Source organism: Niallia sp. Man26 (genome assembly GCF_022049065.2).
In the GTDB taxonomy this organism is placed as follows: domain Bacteria; phylum Bacillota; class Bacilli; order Bacillales; family Cytobacillaceae; genus Niallia.
In genome coordinates, this window is sequence record NZ_CP095744.1 from 175,444 (window position 1) to 197,909 (window position 22,466).

The 22,466-nt window shown below is 39.9% G+C and carries 20 protein-coding genes and 2 pseudogenes; 13 read left to right on the forward strand and 9 right to left on the reverse strand.

What is annotated here, in order from left to right:
* Nucleotides 1–104: 104 nt before the first annotated feature.
* Nucleotides 105–878: a hypothetical protein gene (locus L8T27_RS20330; RefSeq protein WP_237942628.1), complete on the forward strand. Its 774-nt coding sequence runs from the start codon at nt 105–107 to the stop codon at nt 876–878.
* Between the two features lie 147 nt (nt 879–1,025).
* Nucleotides 1,026–2,558: a copper resistance CopC/CopD family protein gene (locus tag L8T27_RS20335; protein WP_237942630.1), complete on the forward strand. Its 1,533-nt coding sequence runs from the start codon at nt 1,026–1,028 to the stop codon at nt 2,556–2,558.
* Between the two features lies 1 nt (nt 2,559).
* Here L8T27_RS20335 and L8T27_RS20340 read toward each other — a convergent pair whose 3' ends face one another.
* Complete coding sequence (locus tag L8T27_RS20340) at nt 2,560–2,970, reverse strand: FixH family protein (protein WP_237942632.1); 411 nt, start codon at nt 2,968–2,970, stop codon at nt 2,560–2,562.
* A gap of 13 nt (nt 2,971–2,983) precedes the next feature.
* Entirely contained in the window at nt 2,984–3,397 is a 414-nt protein-coding gene (locus L8T27_RS20345; RefSeq protein WP_248574492.1) for a hypothetical protein, read from the reverse strand.
* Nucleotides 3,398–3,554: 157 nt separating this feature from the next.
* On the opposite strand from L8T27_RS20345, the gene L8T27_RS20350 reads away from it, so the two are divergent.
* Nucleotides 3,555–4,367 carry a hypothetical protein gene (locus L8T27_RS20350; protein ID WP_237942634.1) on the forward strand — a complete coding sequence of 271 codons (813 nt, stop codon included), beginning with the start codon at nt 3,555–3,557 and terminating at the stop codon, nt 4,365–4,367.
* Between the two features lie 29 nt (nt 4,368–4,396).
* Here L8T27_RS20350 and L8T27_RS20355 read toward each other — a convergent pair whose 3' ends face one another.
* The 4 genes from L8T27_RS20355 to L8T27_RS20370 are packed head-to-tail and all read right to left on the reverse strand — an operon-like array spanning nt 4,397 to nt 9,595.
* Nucleotides 4,397–5,257 carry a hypothetical protein gene (locus tag L8T27_RS20355; RefSeq protein ID WP_237942636.1) on the reverse strand — a complete coding sequence of 287 codons (861 nt, stop codon included), beginning with the start codon at nt 5,255–5,257 and terminating at the stop codon, nt 4,397–4,399.
* Between the two features lie 22 nt (nt 5,258–5,279).
* Complete coding sequence (locus tag L8T27_RS20360) at nt 5,280–8,936, reverse strand: multicopper oxidase domain-containing protein (protein ID WP_237942638.1); 3,657 nt, start codon at nt 8,934–8,936, stop codon at nt 5,280–5,282.
* Between the two features lie 13 nt (nt 8,937–8,949).
* The gene (locus L8T27_RS20365; protein ID WP_233315344.1) at nt 8,950–9,276 is read right to left on the reverse strand and encodes a hypothetical protein; all 327 of its coding nucleotides are present in this window, start codon (nt 9,274–9,276) and stop codon (nt 8,950–8,952) included.
* Between the two features lie 22 nt (nt 9,277–9,298).
* The gene (locus L8T27_RS20370; protein ID WP_233315343.1) at nt 9,299–9,595 is read right to left on the reverse strand and encodes a hypothetical protein; all 297 of its coding nucleotides are present in this window, start codon (nt 9,593–9,595) and stop codon (nt 9,299–9,301) included.
* Nucleotides 9,596–9,797: 202 nt separating this feature from the next.
* Between L8T27_RS20370 and L8T27_RS20375 the strand changes: the two genes are divergently transcribed.
* Complete coding sequence (locus tag L8T27_RS20375; protein ID WP_233315342.1) at nt 9,798–10,052, forward strand: hypothetical protein; 255 nt, start codon at nt 9,798–9,800, stop codon at nt 10,050–10,052.
* A 50-nt stretch (nt 10,053–10,102) separates the two neighbouring features.
* Here the strand turns inward: L8T27_RS20375 and L8T27_RS20380 are convergent, their stop codons facing one another.
* Together L8T27_RS20380 and L8T27_RS20385 are read right to left on the reverse strand one after the other, a co-directional pair.
* Nucleotides 10,103–10,498 carry a sporulation protein gene (locus L8T27_RS20380; RefSeq protein ID WP_233315341.1) on the reverse strand — a complete coding sequence of 132 codons (396 nt, stop codon included), beginning with the start codon at nt 10,496–10,498 and terminating at the stop codon, nt 10,103–10,105.
* Between the two features lie 220 nt (nt 10,499–10,718).
* Nucleotides 10,719–10,844 (reverse strand): FbpB family small basic protein, encoded by a 126-nt coding sequence (locus L8T27_RS20385; RefSeq protein ID WP_233315340.1) that lies wholly within the window; start codon nt 10,842–10,844, stop codon nt 10,719–10,721.
* 1,134 nt (nt 10,845–11,978) lie between these two features.
* Between L8T27_RS20385 and nrdI the strand changes: the two genes are divergently transcribed.
* The 4 genes and pseudogenes from nrdI to nrdF all read left to right on the forward strand — a co-directional run bounded on the left by nrdI (nt 11,979) and on the right by nrdF (nt 16,029).
* The gene (gene nrdI / locus L8T27_RS20390; protein ID WP_233315339.1) at nt 11,979–12,380 is read left to right on the forward strand and encodes a class Ib ribonucleoside-diphosphate reductase assembly flavoprotein NrdI; all 402 of its coding nucleotides are present in this window, start codon (nt 11,979–11,981) and stop codon (nt 12,378–12,380) included.
* Nucleotides 12,340–13,473 (forward strand): annotated as a pseudogene (locus tag L8T27_RS20395) (ribonucleotide reductase N-terminal alpha domain-containing protein); the annotation flags it as partial. The gene nrdI and the pseudogene L8T27_RS20395, both read left to right, overlap by 41 nt.
* 550 nt (nt 13,474–14,023) lie before the next feature.
* Nucleotides 14,024–14,983: pseudogene (locus L8T27_RS20400) on the forward strand (ribonucleotide reductase large subunit); the annotation flags it as partial.
* Nucleotides 14,984–15,042: 59 nt separating this feature from the next.
* Nucleotides 15,043–16,029 carry a class 1b ribonucleoside-diphosphate reductase subunit beta gene (gene nrdF / locus L8T27_RS20405; protein WP_233315338.1) on the forward strand — a complete coding sequence of 329 codons (987 nt, stop codon included), beginning with the start codon at nt 15,043–15,045 and terminating at the stop codon, nt 16,027–16,029.
* A 35-nt stretch (nt 16,030–16,064) separates the two neighbouring features.
* Here nrdF and L8T27_RS20410 read toward each other — a convergent pair whose 3' ends face one another.
* On the reverse strand, nt 16,065–17,087 hold the full coding sequence (locus L8T27_RS20410) for a LacI family DNA-binding transcriptional regulator (RefSeq protein WP_237942640.1): 1,023 nt from the start codon (nt 17,085–17,087) through the stop codon (nt 16,065–16,067).
* Between the two features lie 294 nt (nt 17,088–17,381).
* Between L8T27_RS20410 and L8T27_RS20415 the strand changes: the two genes are divergently transcribed.
* The 5 genes from L8T27_RS20415 (at nt 17,382) to L8T27_RS20435 (ending at nt 22,427) form a co-directional block, all read left to right on the forward strand.
* Nucleotides 17,382–18,701 carry an ABC transporter substrate-binding protein gene (locus tag L8T27_RS20415; RefSeq protein WP_237942642.1) on the forward strand — a complete coding sequence of 440 codons (1,320 nt, stop codon included), beginning with the start codon at nt 17,382–17,384 and terminating at the stop codon, nt 18,699–18,701.
* On the forward strand, nt 18,701–19,579 hold the full coding sequence (locus tag L8T27_RS20420) for a carbohydrate ABC transporter permease (RefSeq protein ID WP_233315335.1): 879 nt from the start codon (nt 18,701–18,703) through the stop codon (nt 19,577–19,579). The genes L8T27_RS20415 and L8T27_RS20420 overlap by 1 nt, the downstream gene beginning before the upstream one ends.
* Nucleotides 19,566–20,396: a carbohydrate ABC transporter permease gene (locus tag L8T27_RS20425; RefSeq protein WP_237942644.1), complete on the forward strand. Its 831-nt coding sequence runs from the start codon at nt 19,566–19,568 to the stop codon at nt 20,394–20,396. The genes L8T27_RS20420 and L8T27_RS20425 overlap by 14 nt, the downstream gene beginning before the upstream one ends.
* Before the next feature lie 148 nt (nt 20,397–20,544).
* Entirely contained in the window at nt 20,545–21,372 is an 828-nt protein-coding gene (locus tag L8T27_RS20430; RefSeq protein WP_237944115.1) for a DUF1861 family protein, read from the forward strand.
* Nucleotides 21,369–22,427: a BtaManbiosPhlase gene (locus L8T27_RS20435; RefSeq protein WP_237942646.1), complete on the forward strand. Its 1,059-nt coding sequence runs from the start codon at nt 21,369–21,371 to the stop codon at nt 22,425–22,427. Before L8T27_RS20430 ends, L8T27_RS20435 begins: the two co-directional genes overlap by 4 nt.
* Nucleotides 22,428–22,466: the final 39 nt, after the last annotated feature.

Below are 22,466 nucleotides of genomic sequence, written 5' to 3' on the forward strand. Positions count from 1 at the left end.
CAATGAGGACATAAGTCAATTTTTTACATAGTAAACGTTTGTACATAACCAGCGGAAAAAGGTGACATATATTAGTATGAACTATGTCAGAAGGGAGCATTTTAATGGGTATATTGGGTTTTTCTGTTAGGGGAGAAGCACGTAAAATATCAAAGCATTTGTTGAAATCACTGCATGGAGTAATCAATAATTGGGATTCGGAGGACAAGCATAATCATCATTATCCTTCTAATAACAATTATCAAAACTATTCCACTTACTCTAATGATCCTTCCTATCCACATCACCATTCACAAAACAATTACCACCACCACTCAGATTGTGATTGTGACAATCATCATTCAGATTGTGACTGCGATAAGCATCATTACTCTGATTGCAACTGTGGCCACCATCATCACTCTAATTGTAACTGCGGTAAACATCATGACAGAAGGGGACAAGGGAATTTTCTGCTTAAACCGCTTCATAACAACTGTAATAACGGACATTTTGTCGGCAAGGATTGTGATGTTCCGTTAAAAGTATCACCATTCTTTTTCGGAATCAATAATCCACGGCTGAACTTCAACGGGTTGAATGGAAACCTTGCTTTCCAGCTCTTCCGTTTTAAAGGCTGCAAAGTAAAAATATTTTTAGAATGTCCTGATATGTCAGATGAAGTGGAAGGCGTTATCTGTAATGTGGGTACTAACTTTGTCGATATTCTTATGTTTGACGAGAAGGTTGTTACTGTACTGATTGAGCATATTTGCAAGATTGAATGGCTGGACAAGCATTGCAATCCGTGTCCGGTTTGTTACTTCCCGTGTGAGGATGATCATTTTTGTCCGCAATGCGGCGCAAAGCATGATGAAGAGGAAGAAGAAGAAGTTTAAGTGCAATGCACACCGTCTTTTCCGTGTTAATGCGGAAAAGACTCTACTTTTATATAACATACTTAAGCAGATATTAATCGCGGTTTGATTATCATTTAGGCGGGAGCTGAATAGGATACTCATAAAGCAAACTTTTAGGGGGGGCATATGAGAAAGGTTGTTATTCTATTCATTATCCTGATTTGTCCGTTTTTTTTCCCTATTCAAGCAGCAGCTCATGCTGTCTTAACAAATGCAAATCCTTCGGCAGACTCCAGGCTTGACGAGAGTCCAGAGGAAATAGTTCTTCTCTTCAATGAAGCGATTAAAGCAGGACTTTCTGCTGTTAAAGTAATGAATCAAGACAAAGAATTAATTACAGAGGCTGAGACGACTTTAAGCAATGATAATAAACAGCTTAAAACACGCCTTCCTGCACTTTCTGAAGGAGCTTATTTAGTCTCATATACCGTTATTTCAGCAGATGGCCATCCAATAAGTGGTTCCTATGTATTTTTGGTCGGCAATGCAGCACTGCCGGCTAATTTAGAAATAAGCGGAGATAATCCATACGAAATCCCTGTATTTGTGACAAGAGCTGCCTATTATTTTGGCTTGCTTAGTGTCACTGGCTGGATATTATGGGGAGTACTTCAAGAAAGGAAACACAATGATATACAAAGACGTAAATTTCGGTTTGTTTCTCTTATCTTGCAGCAATATCATCTGTTATGTTTAATTATATTAATTGCAGTTCAGTGGCTTATGAATACGACTGTCTCCGGCATTCCTTTAAACACCGGTTTCGGTCTTTCCTGGATATTTTCCTTGTTGTTATCACTGCTGGGATTTTTCCTGCTTTTTAAAGCAAAATGGCTCGATTGTATTTGGATAATACTGATGCTCGCAGCGAAAGGCTTCAACGGTCATTCTGCTTCTTATGGACCGATGTGGATATCTGTACCGATCGACTTTCTCCATTTATTTGGTGCAGCAGTCTGGACTGGCGGGTTATTGTATATAGTGATTTTTTGGAAAAAACACCGTCTTCATATTAAGGATTTTATACCGCTGTTTTCAAAAGGAGCATTTATAAGCATGTTAATCCTCTTTATGTCGGGGATTGCGTTGACTGTTCTCTATTTGCCTAGTTTGGATTATTTATGGGTAACGCCTTGGGGGATTTTCCTGCTGACTAAAGTGTTTTTAGTGTTCCTTGTTATCTTGACAGCAGGTATTATCCGCTATTATTTAAAAAAGAAATCATTCACTAAAAACTGGAAATGGTTAAAAGTAGACTTTGGTTTTATGGTATTGATCCTGCTTGTTGTTGGAGGACTAAGTTATTTAAGCCCTGTTCCGGCAAATACGCCTTTGAAATGGGAAGAAAAAAGCAGCCAAACAGATATGACTTTAACAATCACTCCAAATGCTCCAGGTAAAAATAGCTTTCAAGTTGAATTTACCGAGCATACAATCAAAAGGGCAGAGCTGTGGCTACAATATGAAAACAGTGAAGAAATCGCTCCAATCCAAGTCCCGTTAAAGCCTGCAGAGACAGACGGATTGTATGTGGCAGAAGGTTATTATCTTCCTTTTGACGGAAAGTGGGTCGCACATCTTAAAATCGTAGACCAGAATGGAGCAGAGAAGAACTTCACTAAAGGGTTTCGAATATTTAAAACAGAAAGCAAGGAGTAGCTTACTCTACTGTAATATATATTTCCTTATGTTCATGAATGCTGGCTTTTTCCACATGTACTTTGACTGTATATTCACCTGATTCTTCAAACAGAAGTTTTGCGTTATAGTGTCCGTCTTTGTTTTCTTCTGCATCAAAATACGGATGAGTTGTGTCTCCCTCTTTCCATGTTTCAAAGCCAACTTTAGCATCGGTCAGAGGGTTATTCCCATCCATAACTGCCACTTCTAAATCTAATTCCTTGTTAACTTGGTCGCTTACCGGTGTCTTGATTTCAATACTCACTTCGTTTGAATGCTCATGTGTTTCATTTTCTGATGTTTGTTCATGCTCGGTTGTCGTTGTGCAGCCAAATAAAAAGATGGTGCTCACGCAGGCAACAGTCATTAGTCGTAACCTATTTTTGTTCATTTTCCTAACTCCTCTATAATGATCTTAATGAAAAGCACAGCAGTCCAAAACTTAAGAATACTAGCAGGGTCGCAACGACAATAAGCGTAAAGTTTGCTGCTGCGCCAAGCATTGGTCCCATTACTCCTGCCATAATGCCGCTTGAAACTCCTGTCAAAAGTGTCTGGTAGTCAACAAGGGAGCCGAAGATTGCTCCGACAGTGACAGCGATAATCAGCGTTAACACGGTCACTTCAGAAAAATACAGCGGGAATTGACTGCCAAGGATAATGCCGCATGATATTCCCATGACTCCGCTTGAAGTCATCGCAATATTCATGCCAAAATGGTAGCTTATTAAGTTTCTTGCCTTATGCAAATAAAAGTAAGAAACCGCAGCTGTAATAAAATAGCTGACAAAAAGAACCCATGTAAAAGATAACACCACTGATCACCCCTTGTTCCTATATGTATGAGATAAAATACTTTGTTGCGCCACTTCCTAGTTAGTCCTTAAAAAAATGTGCGATTATCCCTTACTCGTTTCCGTCCTTTTTTTAGTCTCCCTTCATACTGTATAAAAAAAGCTAAAGAGAGGGATCGCTGTGGAGAGAAGAGAGATGGGGCCGGATGAGGAGAAGAAATATTATGAGGGACTCACTAATAAAACGAAATTCCTGAAAAATGATTATTATACGTTAAAAAGGGGAGATGGCTATACCTCTCCGCCAAGCACTATGCCTGCACATGAACTGAATCTGCTGCGGGATTACATGGAAGGAATTAATTTGAAGCAGATTGGTCAAAGTCTTCCCGAATATAAAAAGCCGATTATGCTGTCCAGATTTCTTAAAGGAAGGCGCAATCAGCAGACGAAGGTTCATGCTATTGTCAGTGAAGAAGCAGTAGAGCTGCTTGGCAGAGTCAGTGTTGTCGGCAGAGACTTTGTGGCATTAACAACTGTAACAGAGCGCTATTGGATTCCTTATGCGGCAATTGAATCGGCAAGTGTTCCTTATGGGATTTCTGATATGCCGAATAACCACCAGCAAGTCATATATGATGATACATTGAGGCGGAAGCTGTTGTCTGATTTTTCCTCAACCGTCCTAAAAAATGACGTATTAAAGCGCCAGTTTTACGAAGAATCCCTTGAAGTGCATCTTCAGGCATGGAAGAACACAAAGGTAACAGTTTTTACAGGTGGAGAGAAGCGAAAGGGAAAGCTAGTAAAGCTTGAAGCTGGGAAGCTGACATTAAAGCACGGCAAAGAGCTGTCTACTATAAATATGAAAGAGATAAATTTATTGAAAAGAAGTACTCCGTTTCAAATGTTTCCAACCTTTGTTCAGTGGGTCAAGGAAACCTGCCATAATATTTGGCCGAAACGGAGAAAGATAGGAGAAAGAAGAGTCTGATGCCGTAGGCATCAGACTCTTCTTTTTTGCTATGAATCTATGGAAATAAAACAGACTTCGTCAAAATTAATAGTACGGACTCCATCTTCTTCTGCACACGGATCAATAGGATTCTCTTGCTCTGGTTCTTCCTCTTCCTCTTCAGCTTGTTCTGGTTCCTCTATCCATTCAATCCTGAATTGATTTTCATCGACTTCACAAAGAATGCCTGAGATATTCTCTCCATCTGTTTTTACACGTATCTTACAGCCGATAACAGGCAGCAGGAACAAATAAAGAGGAATCCCGAAAAATATATTGATGAGCTCAGGGCTGCGCCCGACAATTTCACCAAAATGCAAGGTGACTTCACGGCGCAGGCACATATCAATGTTTAGAAGCTCCTGCTGATGTTCAAACGTTTCTGCATCGTTATTTTCATGCTTCAAAAGGCAAATTCGGTTAAATAGAATCAGTTTTTTGTCTCCGAGTGTATTAAGCTTGATGAAATTAGAACCTGCATCCTCTAATATCCCTAGTATTTCCATTTCTTCATCATCACAAGTGACGTTTACTTTCACAAGAGAAAAGCGAAGTGCCCGGAAATGCTGCTGCAGCTGTCTTTGCCGCTGCTGTTGTTCAGGGTCTTGTGGATCACGGGGATTGCCGATGGTGCGAAGGGTATCATTAATTTCCTCAATACAAGCCTGTAAGGCGTTTAACTCCCGAAGCGGCAGCGAACTGCTCGGCGAGTTGTAACGCGGTGTCGGAATGGCTGGTGGACAAATATTTGGAGAACCAAAGCGATTGTTTGGAACACTTTCTGGTATTCGTTCAGGGCAGCAAAAGCCGCCTTCGGGGCAAATACCCTGATTATGGTGACAAGGACAATCACAATATTTTTCTGACATCTTTATTTAAACACCTCTTTTCTTAATCGTATCTAAATGGAGAGAAATTCGGATTCAGCGGAGCCAAATAAGGACTAGGCATATCTAAAACACGCATGATTCCCCACACACCGAGTTCGATATCCCAGCGAATAAGACCAGATCGGTACAGATAGTCTCCTGGCAAGTTCAAATAGCCGCCAGCTCCGTATTTTAAAGCAAAATCATCTGCATGACCGACAGCTATCTGTCCTTCAATGGAAGTGATTCGTGAGTTTACATCATCATCATCATCGAGCCATTTGTGGCCATGGAAGGTAATGGAGTGGGCCCGGGCTCTATCGGCAGGGAAGGTAAACCTTATAACAACCGGGTCACCTGCATAGGCTAAAAATAGCGGTGTTGCTGGATCTCCATGGACAAGGGAGCTGAACACTTTTGATATATCCGGATTCTGTGCTAAGCGGTGTTTAAATCTTTCCGCCCTGTAATTAAAGGCCCGCGATCCTTGATCTTCAAAATCCTCTAATTCAAAGTCTTCAATATCGAGTAACAATGGTTCAGGATCGATAATAAGATTGCCATCTTTATCAACAAGACGGATACCGTCATGCATTACTACAGCAAATTCCCTATATTCACCAAAAGGGTTGGAGATGATAATCTGATCACCGGTTTTCACTATTTCTCTTGTACATGGATCAAGATAACTGGATCCTCTGAATTCTGTGATCAGCATTCCGAAGGCCCCATGGTGGCGGTGATTGCGGATATCGGCCATATCCCAGAGATTCGCTGATCCAAACGGCTGATCTAAATACCAGCGATAGGTAATACACTCACCTGGTCCAATTGTTTGGTCATAGTTATAGCCAACTGTTGCACCGTCCGAGAATCGGACGTCATATTCAGCTAACTGTGCATGCATCGAAATGCGTCGAGACGGAGGGAAGGGAGCCTCGACTGGCACACTTGGATAGCCATGCAGTAGATCATCCTCATTATGAAACGGACCAAATATTTGATTGTAGAGCGTCACCTCCACACATTCTCCAACATTACCACGTAATATGAGCGGTTCAGGATTTTTTTCGCCGCTTACTATCTTTGGAACATCCTCAGCAAGTGCGAATATAAGACCATGCGGATCATGATCGCCAAAGCTGTTGTAAACGATTGGCATCTGGAGTGCAACCACCTCATATTTGCGGACTGGTGCGCCAGGAGGTGCTGGGTTTCCAGGATGCAGTGCCATAGGCGGTCTGCAGCCGGTCGGAACAGGCAAGGCTTCTGTTCGTGGAGGCGGTGCAGGCTGGTCAGGCAATGGCAGCAAATGTGATACCTTCTCCTTAAATGTACGCATTAATCCCCAGTTTCCTAGCCAGACATCATCGATTGTTCCGAAATGATAGAGCATATCAAAGTCGCCTTCACCATCTATGAAAAATTCAAAGGTAAAGGACTCGGATATACCGATATGCTGCTGCTGCACTAACTCTGAATCCAAGTCACCTCTTTCACGATGCCAGCGCTGGCGATGTAAATTGAAGCTGTGTGACTCCTCATGAGCACCTTGAATAAGCCTGATGCGGACTGGGTCGCCGTTGTACGTCTCTAAAAGCGGCGTGACTGGATCACCATGAACCCATGAACTGAAGGTATAGGCAGGATCACAGTCAGGTTCCTTTATCCGGTATTGCAGCGGCTCGTTTCGGTAGTTAATGCCCATTACGCCAGGGTCATCTGGTGAACCAGGAAAAGGAGGCGGGTTTAAAGGCTGATTATTTGCATCAAACAGTAATGAAAAATCATGAACGAACAAATGAAACTCTCGGAAGTCAGGACTTAGCGGGTTCACAATCATTGCTTGCGTTCCTGATTCTATTTCTTCTCCAGTGTGTGGATCAAGGAAGCGGGAGAATCTAGATTCTATATTAATTGCGGCAAATACACCATGCTGCTGATGTTCATTGGCAAATAAGTGGTCATGCCAAAAGGTTGCTTTTAATTCAACATCTGCAAACCATTGATAGGTGATTGTTTCTCCAGGCAAGATGCCTGAGTTATAATTCCAGCCAACGTTAGCACCATCTGAACAAAGCGGATCAAACTTTACGAAGTGGACATGCATGCCAGCTTCATACGTACGATTGACAAGCTGGAAGGCATTACCGCCTAATACTTCAGGAAGTTTATTTGTAAAGTGAAGCCTTAGACACTCTCCTGCATTTGCACGGATAACGAGCGGTTCCGGTGACTTTCTGCCTGCTAGAACATCTTCTTCATCTTTCGCCAAGACGTAAAGGCGTCCCTCTGGATCGTGCCAGCCTTGTTTGTTGTATACTATCGGCATTTGAATTAAAGAAATATCATACTCTCTTACCGGCGCTCCCGGGGGACATGGATTTGTAAATGCTGCTCCAGGGACTGGACGACTGTCAAAGGCATTCATCTCAAGAACGGTTGATTCTCTGTCTCCGACGAGCGGCGGTCTTGGTGCTTTACAGCCGGCAATTCCAGGAATGAAGTTCGGGTATCCTGGTTTTTCAGCTGTAGGCTCTGGTGGCAATGGCTGGGTTGGAAGCGGTTGAAGAGCAGCAATCGGCACACCATTTGGATAACATTGGCTTCCATCTTGCAATGTATCAAAAGTCCGTTGGATACCCCACATACCTTCACCAAAATGCGGGTAGAGATGACAGTGAATAATTGCATCACCCTTTGCTCTCTGCAGGCTGCCTGCACCGTACAATGGCGAAACTGTATAATTGTTCTGTGGGGAGACTGCTTGTACATCGACAACTTCTGAATCTTGGTCGGTTGGCTCCTGCAGCCACTGATGAACATGATAGTGAAAAGTGTGTGTCTCTTTTACACCACCATGGATAAGGCGAATTTTTATTGGATCTCCAACATATGCACGGAGAATCGGAGTCGAAGGATCACCGAATACCCATGAATCATGATGAACCTCCTCGCTTTCACACTCTGGTGCTACGACACCTTCTTGGATCAATCTTAACCTGTTTCGCATTGGCTCCGATCGGTAATTGATCGGAAATGTTGACTCAGGCTGCAAGGTGTGCGGGCTGATTGGATTCTGTCCTGTTAAATCACGAACTTCCGGTTCGTCTGCGAAAAACCAGGCAAATTCCCTGTAAGAAGGGAGCATAGCATTGTGAATATCAGCAAAAGCACCGCTGTTAATAGACAAACCAGTAACGGGATCTGTCCAATAGGAACCTCTTGGCTGTACTAAAAGAGCTCCGTACAGGCCGTGGACATTACTCCCTAATTCACTTGATAAGGTGTTGCCCATGTCAGAGAAGAAACATATACCTTGTTCATTTGCATGCCAGCGGTAAATAATTTGTCCACAAGGAGGCACCGTAGTATCGGGATTTACCCCAACAAAGGCGCCATCTGAAGTGAAGACACTATATTCTGCTTTTTGAATATGAAGAGATGTGCTAAAAGGAAGCTGGTTTTCGAATAAAATCTCAATATCATCACCGCGGTTTGCGCGGAGAACGAGTGGTTCAACTAGGTCAACAGGCATGAACGGGTTTGCTGCAACTTGCGCTTTCACTTTCTCTTCATTTTCTTTTAATACATACATCATGCCATCAGGATCGTAATCTCCGAATTTATTAAAGACGATTCTGATGGGGATTGCTACTATATGAAATTTTCGCAGCATAATTATCCCTCCTTTATTGCGAACCAACATTCAGCTTAGGTATTTTGTATTTACCATCTTCAATGAAGAAAACATCAATTTCGTCTAAATGGAGGCTGAAAATTTCTCCATCTAATTCAGAAATATTCGTAACTTCTACTTTAATTCTGACGAAATCAGACACAACTTCAAGAATTGTTCCAATAACCATAAACGGGTATGGTCCTAATAGGATAAATGTTCGTTTCCCTATACTTTGTCTGAACTTGTTTGTTACAACCGCTTGGCGGATAGCATTCACATCTGCTTCACCGTTAAGTCCTAATTCTTTCAACAGTTTGCTTTTATTTTTCGTAGACATAATATCACCTTTCTAAAGTAAGTTAGACTAATGGAAGACGTCGTTCTGGATCCCAAGGAGTAAACCAGGCAATTGCTTCTAACGGAATGCTTAAAGGTGTCGGGAACCGATAGTTCGGAGCATTACTCATTTTGATGATAGCGGGATTTAACGTAAGATAACCATTTGTCACTTCACTTACTGTTCCAGTGAAAATCGGTCTAAATGTTTGCCCAAGTATGTTCAATTGGTCTTCATCTGTCACAACTAAAATGTCTGTGCCTTCAAGACCTTTAAAAATCGAGTTTTCTGGAATTAATGGGTATTTATCTGCGTTCATACATAACCTTCCTTCTCATTATTTGTTTTAGTCGTATTGTATGTATGGTTGAATGACATGTTTGTGCTTTTATCTCTCTTGACAGCCAAATAAAAAAAACCGCAGCAATCTGCGGTTTCAAAAAAAATTTGAAAACTGGTGTTTCTATCCGTTATTTTTTACAGCGGCAGCAAATATTGTTTGGGAAGAAAGGGAAGTAGTTGTGGCAATTATGATGGTGATGACAAAAGTGGCAAGGGTTGCAGTGATTGATTCGGATAAAAGGCTGACAACGATTACAGCGATTGTGATAAAAAGCGTGATTGCAGCCATGATGGAAACCGTGATTACAGCAGCATCTGGAATTGGAATTACACATTCATTTATCCCACCTTTCAATTGTATTCTTTATATTATATTTTTTAAGAGACAAGCTGTGTTGGCGTATGAATTGAATCATAAATACAAATTAGCATAAATTGTAAAAAAAGGATGTGCCAATTTGGCACATCCTTAAATGGTTCCTTTTTATTTCCTATTATCGACTATCACTAATTCATCATGGTCCTTTCTTGACATATTTTCTGCGAAAACAAGATTAGTATGCAGTCTGTAAGAAAAGGAAGTAGCAGTTGGCTCAAGCTTGTCTGTAATGAGATAAGAAAATGGCAGTTCGATTTTTTCTTCACTGCCTATAACTCGGGACATCAAAATGGTCGTAACTTCTTCAACCGTTTCGGTTTTGCCATCCTCGAATTCCTTTACTAAGGTGCATTCTAATCGTTTAATTTTACAGCTTTTACGTCCCCCTTGAATATGGAATTGGCCTGTGACAACCTCTCCTGGAGCAGCTGATTGCTGTGATAGAGAAAGGTCAACAGTAGGGGCACCTGATTTTAGTAAATTAGTCAATAAAGTAAACAAACTATAATCCTCCAGTCCTATAATTTTATAGGATATTGTTTGATTTTTTGAAATGACATGAACAGTTGTAATGTCATAAGACGCGGTTTCGCTAGTCTTTAATGTTAATATAATAACAAAATATAAAATGATTGTCTTTGCGTTTCACTATCCAATTATACGTGTTCTTCTTAAATAATATAATAGAATTTTGCTGTCTTTTTTTAACTGATTGCTGGTCTTATTGTTTGATAATCTTTTCATCAACCCGCTTTTCAATCTTTTCCATTAAGCTTCTATCCTTTAGAAGTTCTTCTTTATTCTTTTTAATCAGTTCAAACATATTCATTTTAACTTGTTTTTTCATTGTTCTCATCCTTTTTTTATTTTATTTTTTGGACATATTAAACAAAAAAATCCTTTACCGCTGACGGTAAAGGATTTTTGAAAAATAAAAGACCTTTACACGTTCACATGTAAAGGTCTTGCTAACAGCTTGTCAGCTGCCAACAAAGCCGAGAGTGCATGCACTCTGTAATGACGACTTTGCTGTAAAAGCTACTCCCCTTTAGGGATATTCGAAATGTATATATCTATCATATAAGAGAGAAGTAAATTCGTCAAATATAATTCTTTAAATTTAGAAAATAACATTTTCTTTCCTATATATATAGGAAATTAAAGTTTCCTTTTAAAATCTTAAGGTTACCGGAAACTTAATTTATTAAAGAGACGGATTATAATTATGCATTCGAAATGGTGTGGTTATTTAAATGTACATGCTTAAGGATGAAGGGGGATGTGAATGTAGATAATTAATCTTCCAATCTACCTGTGAGTAAAAAGATTAATGGAAGATGGAAAATTCTTTTAACTTTTTTAACATTGTAAAAATGTATCGGCAAATACACCGGTAATTTTTATTTGTACATATATTGCGGTTAGTTACTTTGAAAGTTGCTAAAATTAATTCAAGATTAATGGAATGAAAGTGATCATGAAAAAAGCTTATTGGAAAGTGATACACTTGGCAGTTCCAAAAGTTAATTATTGTTTTCGGACAATTTGTAAGGGTGCTATAATCAAATATAATTTTTTTTATGGATAAAATGCGAACGGGAGAAATCCTTCAGCACATCTTTAAAAAGTAAAAAAAGTAGGAAGGTTTTATATAGTTGCTGTGTGGGAAGTAAGATAAATAGAATATATTTTCGTATAAAAAAAGTCTAATGAGGACTACTCTCATCAGACTTTTTGCATTTTTTTAGGTTCAAATAAACTCAAAAATCGATAAAAGTTGAGTAATATTGTTGACAAAAAAATTCAAAGAGACTCTATTGACTCTAGTACCAAAAAAGGGTTGAATAGTGTTTAGACACAACATATTGAGATATATTTATAAAAAACATCTGTATTTAGTAGCCCTTGTATGTTTTTAGGGTATAGGATAGAATATTGCTTTTGCCCCTATTCTATCAAAATTCTTAAGGAGGGAATAATTTTGTTTATCGTGTTTGACAGTAAAACCGGGAATGTGCGCCGCTTTGTGCAAAAACTAGAGCTTCCAGAGCACAATTTAATAGAACTAAAGGCTGGACTAAAAGTCTATGAACCTTTTATACTATTAACTTATACAACTGGAATGGGGCAGGTTCCTCAAACAACTTTAGACTTCCTTAAGGCAAATCACACCAATCTCTATGCAGTCGTATCGAGTGGTAATAAAAATTGGGGGCAAAACTTTGCTTTAAGTGCAAATAAGATATCAAATATGTACGGGGTACCGATTCTCCATAAGTTTGAGATGAGCGGCATGCCCGAGGATGTGGAGATAGTTAGGGAAAGGGTGCAAAATATTAGCTATGAGACACATAGAATTAAACAACGAAGTGACACAGCTTAACGAAAAAGGTTTCTTCCGTCTGGAAAAAGACAAAGAGGCAGTGGCTGAATTCCTTGTATCGGAAATCGAGCCGAAATTGATTCGTTTTGAATCTGTGGCACAAAAATTTACTTATATGGTGGAAAAAGATTTCTATTATCCACAAGTGCTGGAACAATACAGCATATCTGACATTGAAGACATAACAAATGCCGTTTACAACTATGAATTTAAATTCCAGTCTTACATGGCTATTTCAAAATTCTATAAAGATTATGCCTTGAAGACAGATGACAAGAAGAACTACTTAGAAACATACGAAGACCGCATTATCATCGTCGCCCTGTTTTTAGGACAAGGAGATGCTGAAAAAGCGAAGAAAACAGCAATCGCGATGATTGAGCAGCGCTACCAGCCGGCAACGCCGACATTCCTGAATGCAGGCAGAAGCCGTCGCGGAGAAATGGTTTCCTGCTTCTTATTGGAAATGGACGATTCATTAAACTCCATCTTCCATAATATCAATACATCCGGACAGCTTTCGAAAATAGGCGGCGGAGTAGCCCTTAACCTTTCGAAGCTGCGTGCCCGCAATGAACAAATTAAAGGCATCGATAATGCAGCATCAGGTGTTGTTCCTGTTATGAAGCTGTTAGAAGATACATTCTCCTACGCTAACCAGCTTGGCCAGCGTAAAGGAGCAGGAGCTGCATACTTAAACATCTTCCATTGGGATGTTGTTGAATTTTTGGATACAAAAAAAATAAATGCCGACGAGAAGTCACGTATTCAAACACTTTCCATCGGATTAATCGTAGAAAACAAGTTCTTCCAATTAGCAAAGGAAAACAAAGACTTTTATGTTTTCGCACCGTTCAGTGTGTTTAAGGAATACGGTGTACATTTAGATGATATGCGCATGGATGAAATGTATGACGAGTTAGTGGCAAATCCAAATGTGAAAAAACGTGTTGCAATGACGGCGCGTGAAATGATCACAAAGATTGCCCAAATTCAGCTGGAATCAGGCTATCCATACTTTATGAACAAATCCAATGCAAACAAAGCGCATGCGCTTAAAGACATTGGCCAGATTAAAATGAGCAATCTGTGTTAACTTTCTAGCACCTTCAGTCAGTAATGGCTGTCGAATAACTCTGTTAAACGGGGGAAGTCCTATTTGTGTGAGAGCAATAGCGATAACCTGCCGTGCTAAATCTTATCTTATTATGATAATGCTTTACTCCCTTTAAAAGTTTATGTTTAACATGATAGATGAAAAGGAGAAACGCAATGAATCAGAAAGTGCCTTATGGGTTTGTCTATGAGACCGTTAATAAACTTAATGGTATGAAATACATTGGTAAATTAAATATCCACAAATTTCCTGCTTATAAGAGACTTTCTGAAAGAATAAGATAAGTAAATGCCTAACGACTATCGAAAGCATAGCTGAATGAAAGACTTCAGTGAAGAAGCGAGTAGAGTAGAGCCAAGTGGTAGGTTGCTTATGCGGAATGGCATAAGCTGTAAAATCCTTTAAATCGAAAAGCAGAGCACCCCATCAGGTCGAGCTGAGGGTGATGATATAGTCTCCTCTATAGGGTATGACCTATAGCAGTTAGAAAACGGACTGAGTGTAACGAGCTCTGTTGAAGATGAGGACAGAAATCTTCCAACTTCAGGAAACTTCTGAAATTACCGATTACGGCCAAGAAGATATTATCCGCCGTGATATTAACTGTAATCTAGGTTCCCTTAACATTCCTAATGTGATGCAGCCTGGTGATGTGTTCAGAGATTCTGTTCATGTTGGCATTGAAGCTTTAACAACCGTTTCAGACATTTCAGACGTGCAAAACGCACCGTCTGTTAAAAAAGCAAATGAAGAGCTGCATGCGATAGGGCTAGGTGCCATGAACCTGCACGGTTACCTGTCTAAGAACCGCATCAGCTATGAATCAGATGAAGCAAAAGACTTCACTGCAACATTCTTCATGATGATGAATTACTATTCAATCGAAAAGAGTATGCTGATTGCAAAAGAACGAAACGAAACATTCAAGGACTTTGATAAGTCTGAGTATGCGAAAGGCACTTACTTCGAAAAATACAAAGAAGTAAGCTATGCGCCAAAAACAGATAAAGTGAAGCAATTGTTTAATGGCATCTATATTCCTACTTGTGAAGACTGGGCAGAACTAGCTGCTTTAGTTAAAGAACACGGTATGTATAATGCTTATCGTTTAGCTGTTGCCCCAACACAATCCATTGGCTATATTCAAAACGCTACAGCATCTGTAATGCCTGTTGTTAACCAAATTGAGTCCCGCACATATGCGAACTCTACAACATATTATCCAATGCCTTATATGGATGAAACGAATTTCTGGTTCTACAAATCAGCATTCGATATGAATCAATTTAAGATTATGGACTTGATTGCTGCAGCACAAGAGCATGTCGATCAAGGTATTTCGACCATTCTTTATGTAAACTCAGACGTTTCTACAAAAGAATTGGCGCGCTATTATATCTATGCGAACGAAATTGGCTTGAAATCACTTTACTACACACGCACACGCAACTTGGCGATTGACGAATGTATCGCATGTGCAGTTTAAGATAATACACGGGGAGCCTAAGTCTCCCCTTTATTTTTTGTAACACTGGGGGAAAGAAAATGACTAAGTATGCTGTTAACTGGAATCAGCATGAAGATGATTACACACAGATGTTTTATACACAAAATACGAGACAGTTTTGGCTGCCGGAAGAAATCAGTCTTTCATCTGATAAAAATACTTGGGGTGAATTGTCAGCTACAGAGCAAGACACATACATGAAAGTGCTTGGCGGTTTGACACTTCTTGATACAGAGCAGGGCGGCGAAGGTATGCCGTTGATCAGCATGCACGTAAGCGGCTTGCAGCGTAAAGGTGTGCTTTCCTTTATGGGAATGATGGAGCAAATCCATGCAAAATCCTACTCAACCATCTTTACAACGCTTGCTACAGAGGAAGAGATAGACCAAGTATTTGACTGGGTGCACAATCATCCTCAATTACAAAAAAAGGGCAAGCTTATCTCTGAATATTACCAAAAGCTCTTTAAGCCAGAAGTAAGCAAGTATGACTTGTATATGGCGACAGTTGCTTCTGTCTACTTGGAATCATTCCTATTTTATTCTGGATTCTTTTATCCATTATTCTTGGCAGGGCAAGGCAAGCTGACAGCTTCTGGAGAAATAATAAACTTAATAATTCGTGACGAAAGTATACACGGAGTTTACGTTGGTCTAATAGCGCAAGAGCTGTACGGTCAGCTTACAATCGAAGAGCAGGAACGAGCTGCAAAAGAAAGACTTGATCTAATGGAAACTCTTTACCAAAATGAGTTAGGATATACGCAGGACTTATACGAAAAGATTGGTCTTGTAGATGAAGTAAATAAATTCATTCGCTACAATGCTAACAAAGCTTGTATGAACCTTGGATATGAAGCAGTATTTGAGTCAGAGGCAATCAACCCGATCGTGGAGAACGGGATGAAAACAGATACGAAAAACCATGACTTCTTCTCTGTTAAAGGAAATGGTTATGTAAAGGCTACTAAAGTGGAGCCGTTGTCAGATGATGATTTTGTGTTTGACTGGAAAACGAACGAATAACGATACAACCAGCTTCTAAATGGAAGCTGGTTTTTTTAATTGGGGGCAGGTCCAGTGGACTCTCGGACAAGCAAAGTGGTGGGCAAAAGTATTTCTTGATTAGCTGCATCTTTATTGCTGATTCTCCACATTAACTGTTCTACCGCTCTTTTGCCGAAAAGTTCAAGGTCGATATCCATTGTTGTGATTTTCGGTGTAGCAAGTTTCGATAATTGACCATTGTCAAAATTCGATACGGAAATCTGTTCAGGAATTTTGTAGCCTGCATGCACGAGATACGAGCTGACGAGAAAGCCTAAGCCATCATTAACACAAAACCAGGCAGTTGGCTGTTTAGGCAGCTGGTGCATCGCTTTTCTAACACCATCCTCATCTTCTTCTATGTCGGAAAGAAGCAATGCTTCATTATGCTTTATTCCATAATGGTTTAATGCCAAATGATATCCTTCCAATCTTTCATAATAGCTCGGCGAAATCGAAATATTGCCGATGAAACCAATTTCTCTGTGCCCTAATTGAACGAGATGCTCTACCGCCAGAAATGCTCCAAACCGATTATTTGTTAATACTGCATCTGCTTTAATGTGTGGGTGATGATGATCAACTAACACAGCAGGGATGCCTGTTGAAATAATTTTTTGAATATACTCTGTATTCAAGTGGGAAAGAATTAATACTCCGTCAACCGAACCATTGAGAATAAAGGCAGGTAATTCAAGGGATTGTATGGCTGATTGGTTTATCGATTGAATCATTAAGCTGTTGTTTTGACTTGCTATCTCCTTTTCAATACTTAAGTAAATTTCACCGAAAAAGCTTTTAAGAGAAAAGGCATAATCAGATGCAATAAGCGCAATTTTAACATTTTTGCTGTCTGTGTTATATTGGTAGTTTTTATGCGCAGGCAAATATTCATAGCCTAACTCGCGGGCTGTTGCTTCCACTAAACTTCTCGTTTTTTCACTTACACCGGCTTTGCCTGTTAACGCTTGGGAAACAGAATTTTTCGAAATATTTAACTGGTCTGCGATATCTTGCATCGTAATTTTTTTTGTCATGAAATCATTCCTTCAACTAATTGAAAACAATATTATTCATAATACTAACATACATGACAAAATAATGTCATGCAACAAAGTCTTTATCTTTAATATTAGTGTGAATTAACTACAATTCATACTTGGTGTTTAGTCCGAAAATCGCGTTGAATAATATAAAAGACAATGTGATAATTCTAATTGTAACGTTACAATAATTTCGTATAAAAGAATTGTAATTCCCTCTTGTAATTGTAATGATAATCCACGTGTTGATGTACTGGTAAAGTAATTAATCTTAAACGGGGTGATAACATGAAGAAAAAATCTAAAAAAGTGATTTCTCTGCTTATGGCAGCAACCGCTGCTGTTTCGATTCTTTCAGGATGCAGCGGGGAAGGTAAAAAGAATGCAGATAAAAACGGGGAGACAACGATAGAATTTTGGGCAGCACCGAATATTACTCAACAAGCTTATTGGAAGGAAATGGCCAAGGAATTTGAAAAGGACAATCCAAAGATTAAGATAAATGTTAGCGCTATCAAAGAAAGTCCTTCATCTGAAGCGAGCATTCAATCCGCAATAGCGGGTAAAAGCGCTCCGACGATGTCAGAAAATATTAACCGCGGATTTGCAGCACAGCTTGCTGAAAGTAAAGCGCTCGTGCCTCTTAATGAATTAGACGGCTGGGAAGACATTATAACCAATCGGAACATGAACGAAACAGTGGAGCCGTGGAAATTTTCCGATGGAAATCAGTATGTACTGCCAATCTACTCCAACCCAATGCTTTTTGGGTGGAGGCTGGATATTCTAAAAGATCTTGGCATTAATGAGGCTCCTAAAACATACAGCGAAATGCTTGATGCTGCCAAGAAGCTTAAACAAAAGTATCCTGAAAAATTCGTGTGGGCCAAGCCGGACTTAGCAGACCCTACAGCGTGGAAAAGATGGTTTGATTTCTTCATGCTATATAATGCCGCATCAGCAGGTAATAACTTCATTGAAGGAAACAAGCTAGTTGCAGATGATAATGCGGGAATAAAGGTGTTGGAATTCATGGATGATCTGCGAAAAGAAGATGCCTATTTGTTAAAAACAGTTACTGATCCCTTTGAAACAGGAGTCGGAATTTTCACTGACATTGGTCCGTGGACACTGACATATTGGGAGGAAAAGTTTCCGAAAATGGTATACGGAGAAACGTTTACACTTGCACCTCCGCCTGTTCCAGATGAAATGAGCACAGAAAATGTTAAAACATTTGCAGATACGAAAGGATTAGTTATTTATGCTTCAGCAACAGAGGAACAAAAACAAGCGGCTATGAAATTCATGAGTTGGGTATATTCCAATCCTGAGCATGATTTAAAGTGGCTTGAACAAACCAATCTGCCGCCTGCCCGGGACGACTTAGCTGAAAATGAAGCATTCACAGCCTTCTTCAGCGAAAACCCGGCACTGCAGCCGTATGCAGATGCTGTCCCAAATGGAATTCCATCTATCGATAATCCAAAATATAACGAGCTGCAAACCTTTATTGGCCAACATGCTGTGAATCCTGTTGTAAAAGGAAAAATAACGCCTAAAAACGGCTGGAATGACATGAAAAAGGCAATAGAGGGAGGGCTTTAATGTTGAGGAAAAGCAATGGGTTGGGCTGGCTGTTTGCCAGTCCATACCTCCTCTATGCCGTCCTGTTTTTTGCCATTCCATTAGTATGGTCGTTTTATTTATCTACAACAGATTGGAACTTAATTTCTCCAGAATATAATGGGAAGGGCATTGCCAACTACATAGAAGTGTTTCGGTCTCCCGGTGTCCAAGCGGCATTCCTTGTTACCTTTAAATTTATGGTTGTTTTCGTTCCGTTAGTTATTATTTCATCTATGATTGTTGCAGCAATTGTCCATGGTCTTCCGAAATTCAAAGGTATATTCCTGATTGGTTTTTTTCTGCCATATTTAGCATCTGGTGTGGTGTCATCCTTTATTGTCAAAGGATTGCTGTCATACAATAGTCCGCTTAACACTGTTTTAAGAGGAAAGTTTGGAATTGATATCGATTGGCTTGGTTCGCCTCTAGCAGCATTATGTGTCGTCGCAGTAATAATCGCTTGGAAGTTTACTGGGTATTATGCATTGATATTAACCTCTGGGTTTGAAAGCATCAATGCAGAAATATATGAAGCAGCAGAAATCGATGGTGCTTCTAGCTGGCAAAGGTTCTTTAAGATCACACTGCCATTATTATATCCGGCAATTTACACAGTCATGATTTTGTCTATCGGTGTTACCTTTGGAATTTTCACAGAGGTATATCAATTGACAGGAGGCGGGCCAGATTACGCAACCAACACATGGCAAATGGAAATCTTCACACAAGCGTTTAAGAATTTACAGGCTGGTTATGCATCTGCGGTGGCAATCGTCGCTTCTGTGATTACGTTTTTATCCATCTTTATCATTAGAAAACTATTAGAACTGTGGGGAAAGCGCAATGGTTGGGTCTAAAAGGAAAGGATTGCTGCTTCGCTATATTGTCGCAAGTATTCTATTATGCATAATGGTTTTTCCTTATCTGTATATGGTAATGAGTTCATTTGCGGTCTGGGATCAAGTCGATAAGAGCTTGGTGCCGACACAGTTTACACTTCGCTCTTATGAATGGCTGTTCGGAGGAGGAGATGTAGCTGTACCAAGACCATGGATAAGAGCGTTCTTCAATAGTGTTATTGTTTCAGCAGGGTCTACTGTCCTCATGATGGTCACCGGAGCTGTTGTAGCCTATGCATTAGCAAAAATGAACTTTAAAGGCCGGGAAACTGTCCACAATATCATCTTGTTTCAAATTTTTTTTCCGGCGATTATTTTGTTAGTTCCGTCCTTTTTAATCATCCAAAATGCAGGGCTGTATGACACTTACTGGGCGATGATTATTCCAAAAGCAATGAGTTTATGGGCGGTGTTTATGTATACGAACTTTTTTCGTGCTATCCCAGACACTTTTATAGAAGCAGCGAAACTGGACGGCGCAGGTCATCTGCAAATTCTGAGGAGGGTTGTGCTGCCGATGTCAAAATCAATTACCACGGTCGTTTTTCTGTTCTTGTTTATGGAGAGATGGTCAGAGTTACTATGGGATATGCTTGTCATTAAGAGTGAGAATATGCTGACATTGAACGTGCTTTTATCGCAAATGTTCGGACCGTATGGCGGTTATCCAGGACCGATGTATGCAGCCTCCGTTTTATTAACACTGCCAATTATCATTCTCTTCCTTTTCTTTACGAAAAAATTTCAGGAAGGAATGCAATTTACTTTAAAGTAAACAGTGCACTTAAAAGAAGGGAATTTATCTATGGAAAAACCAGTAAAAGCATTAGAGAAAATCTTACGGGAATTTCAACAGCAGCCTCAGCCCACCAATCCACAAAAAACTTACTATAACTGGGCTGGAAGGAAAAGATGTATACAATATAACCGCACCTTTTGAAGAAGGCGGAAAGATGATGATTGCAGGGAGAGTTGAATTACGGGAGAGTGAAAAATCGTCCGTCCATTTCTTTACAGAGGAAAATGGAAAATGGATACTTCTGCAGGATGCACCAGTGTTTGCTTTGCAAGATCCTTTTATGACAAAAATTGGTGGCGAGTTAATTATTGGAGGGGTAGAAACCTTTCCCCATCCAAAGAATAAAGATTTATTAGGCTGGCGGACGATCCTAAGGAAAGGAGACAAGATTGCTAGTTTAAAAGAGTTTGTAGCTGGTCCAGATGGTATGAAAGATTTGCGTGTAGTTGAATTAAGTGATGGTTCAATCGGGATGTTTACCCGTCCACAAGGAAAAAAAGGAGGCAGAGGAAAGAATGGTTTTAAGCGTCTGCTAACCTTAGCTGATATAACCATTCAAGAGATAGAAAATACACCATTACTGGAACAATTTACTGACGAAGAATGGGGAGGAGTTAATGAAGCTCAACTCCTGTCCAACGGAATGATCGGTGTGTTAGGTCATATTGCTAAATTTGACGAACGTGGACACCGCCACTATTATCCGATGGTATTCATGCTTAATCCGAAAACGGGTGCTTCGTCAGAAATGAAAATCATAGCTGAACGAGGGAACTTTCAGAAGGGACCGTCTAAAAGACCAGATTTAAAGGATGTCGTTTTTAGTGGCGGCATAATACGTAATAGTGATGGAACTGCCTATTTGTATGCAGGAACTAGTGATGCAGAAGCACAGAAAATAACGATTCCAGATCCATTTCTACCATATGAAACGAAGGAGCTGAACATATGAATATTTATCGCTACGAACAAAATCCATTGCTTACACCAGAAGATATAACACCGTTTCACGAAGGATTTGAAGTTATCGGGGCTTTTAATGCGGGAATTACGGAGTATAAGAAGGAAGTAATCATGCTTGTTCGGATTGCAGAAAGACCGTTTAGCAATAGAGATAATACAGTGAAATCACCTATATTTAATCCAAACACGAAACAGCTCGATATTATGGAATTTCAACAGGACGACCCTAATTACGATTTTTCCGATCCTCGTGTGATCAAAAGAGCAAATCATAGTAAGTGGTCTTACTTAACCTCTCTTTCTTATTTGCGAATCGCCCGCAGTAAAGACGGCCGTCACTTTACAGTGGATGAACAGCCGTTTATTTATCCAGCCAATGAACTGGAGACCTTTGGCATTGAAGACCCTCGAATTACAAAAATAGAAGATACGTACTATATTTACTATAGTGCAACATCTCCTAAAGGTGTAGGCGTTGTCATGGTTTCAACAAAAGATTTTGTTCAAGTCGAAAATCATGGAATGATTTTGGCTCCAGAAAATAAAGATGTAGCGATCTTTCCAGAAAAAATAAATGGAAAGTATTATGCTTTGCATCGCCCTGTTCCAAATAGTAATGGCTCTCCAGATATTTGGATTGCAGAATCTGAAAATCTGCTGCAATGGGGGAATCACCGTCATTTAATTGGCACGAGAGCAGGAAAATGGGATTCTGGCAGAATCGGAGGAGGAGCAGTGCCGTTTCGAACAAAAAAAGGCTGGTTAGAATTGTATCATGGTGCATCACAGGATCAGCGTTACTGTATGGGGGCGGTCTTATTAGATTTACAAAACCCAGCGAAAGTTATTGCACGATCGGAGAATCCTATAGTTGAACCGGAAGCACAGTATGAAAAAGAAGGATTTTTCGGTGGAGTTGTGTTTTCTTGCGGGGTGCTGACAGAAGGGGACATCATTAAATTGTATTATGGGGCAGCAGACACATCCATGGCTTGTGCTGAACTAAGTTTGGAGGAAGTTCTTGATTCCTTAACCTACTTGTAATACCAAAAGGTCAAACAGGCTTGGCAGCTGTTAAAATAC

Coding starts and splice junctions, on each gene's coding strand:
- L8T27_RS20330 (WP_237942628.1), top strand. CDS start 105: ATGGGTATATTGGGTTTTTCTGTTAGGGGAGAAGCACGTAAAATATCA.
- L8T27_RS20335 (WP_237942630.1), top strand. CDS start 1,026: ATGAGAAAGGTTGTTATTCTATTCATTATCCTGATTTGTCCGTTTTTT.
- L8T27_RS20340 (WP_237942632.1), bottom strand. CDS start 2,970: ATGAACAAAAATAGGTTACGACTAATGACTGTTGCCTGCGTGAGCACC.
- L8T27_RS20355 (WP_237942636.1), bottom strand. CDS start 5,257: ATGTCAGAAAAATATTGTGATTGTCCTTGTCACCATAATCAGGGTATT.
- L8T27_RS20360 (WP_237942638.1), bottom strand. CDS start 8,936: ATGCTGCGAAAATTTCATATAGTAGCAATCCCCATCAGAATCGTCTTT.
- L8T27_RS20365 (WP_233315344.1), bottom strand. CDS start 9,276: ATGTCTACGAAAAATAAAAGCAAACTGTTGAAAGAATTAGGACTTAAC.
- L8T27_RS20370 (WP_233315343.1), bottom strand. CDS start 9,595: ATGAACGCAGATAAATACCCATTAATTCCAGAAAACTCGATTTTTAAA.
- L8T27_RS20385 (WP_233315340.1), bottom strand. CDS start 10,844: ATGAAAAAACAAGTTAAAATGAATATGTTTGAACTGATTAAAAAGAAT.
- nrdF (WP_233315338.1), top strand. CDS start 15,043: ATGACTAAGTATGCTGTTAACTGGAATCAGCATGAAGATGATTACACA.
- L8T27_RS20410 (WP_237942640.1), bottom strand. CDS start 17,087: ATGACAAAAAAAATTACGATGCAAGATATCGCAGACCAGTTAAATATT.
- L8T27_RS20415 (WP_237942642.1), top strand. CDS start 17,382: ATGAAGAAAAAATCTAAAAAAGTGATTTCTCTGCTTATGGCAGCAACC.
- L8T27_RS20420 (WP_233315335.1), top strand. CDS start 18,701: ATGTTGAGGAAAAGCAATGGGTTGGGCTGGCTGTTTGCCAGTCCATAC.
- L8T27_RS20425 (WP_237942644.1), top strand. CDS start 19,566: ATGGTTGGGTCTAAAAGGAAAGGATTGCTGCTTCGCTATATTGTCGCA.
- L8T27_RS20435 (WP_237942646.1), top strand. CDS start 21,369: ATGAATATTTATCGCTACGAACAAAATCCATTGCTTACACCAGAAGAT.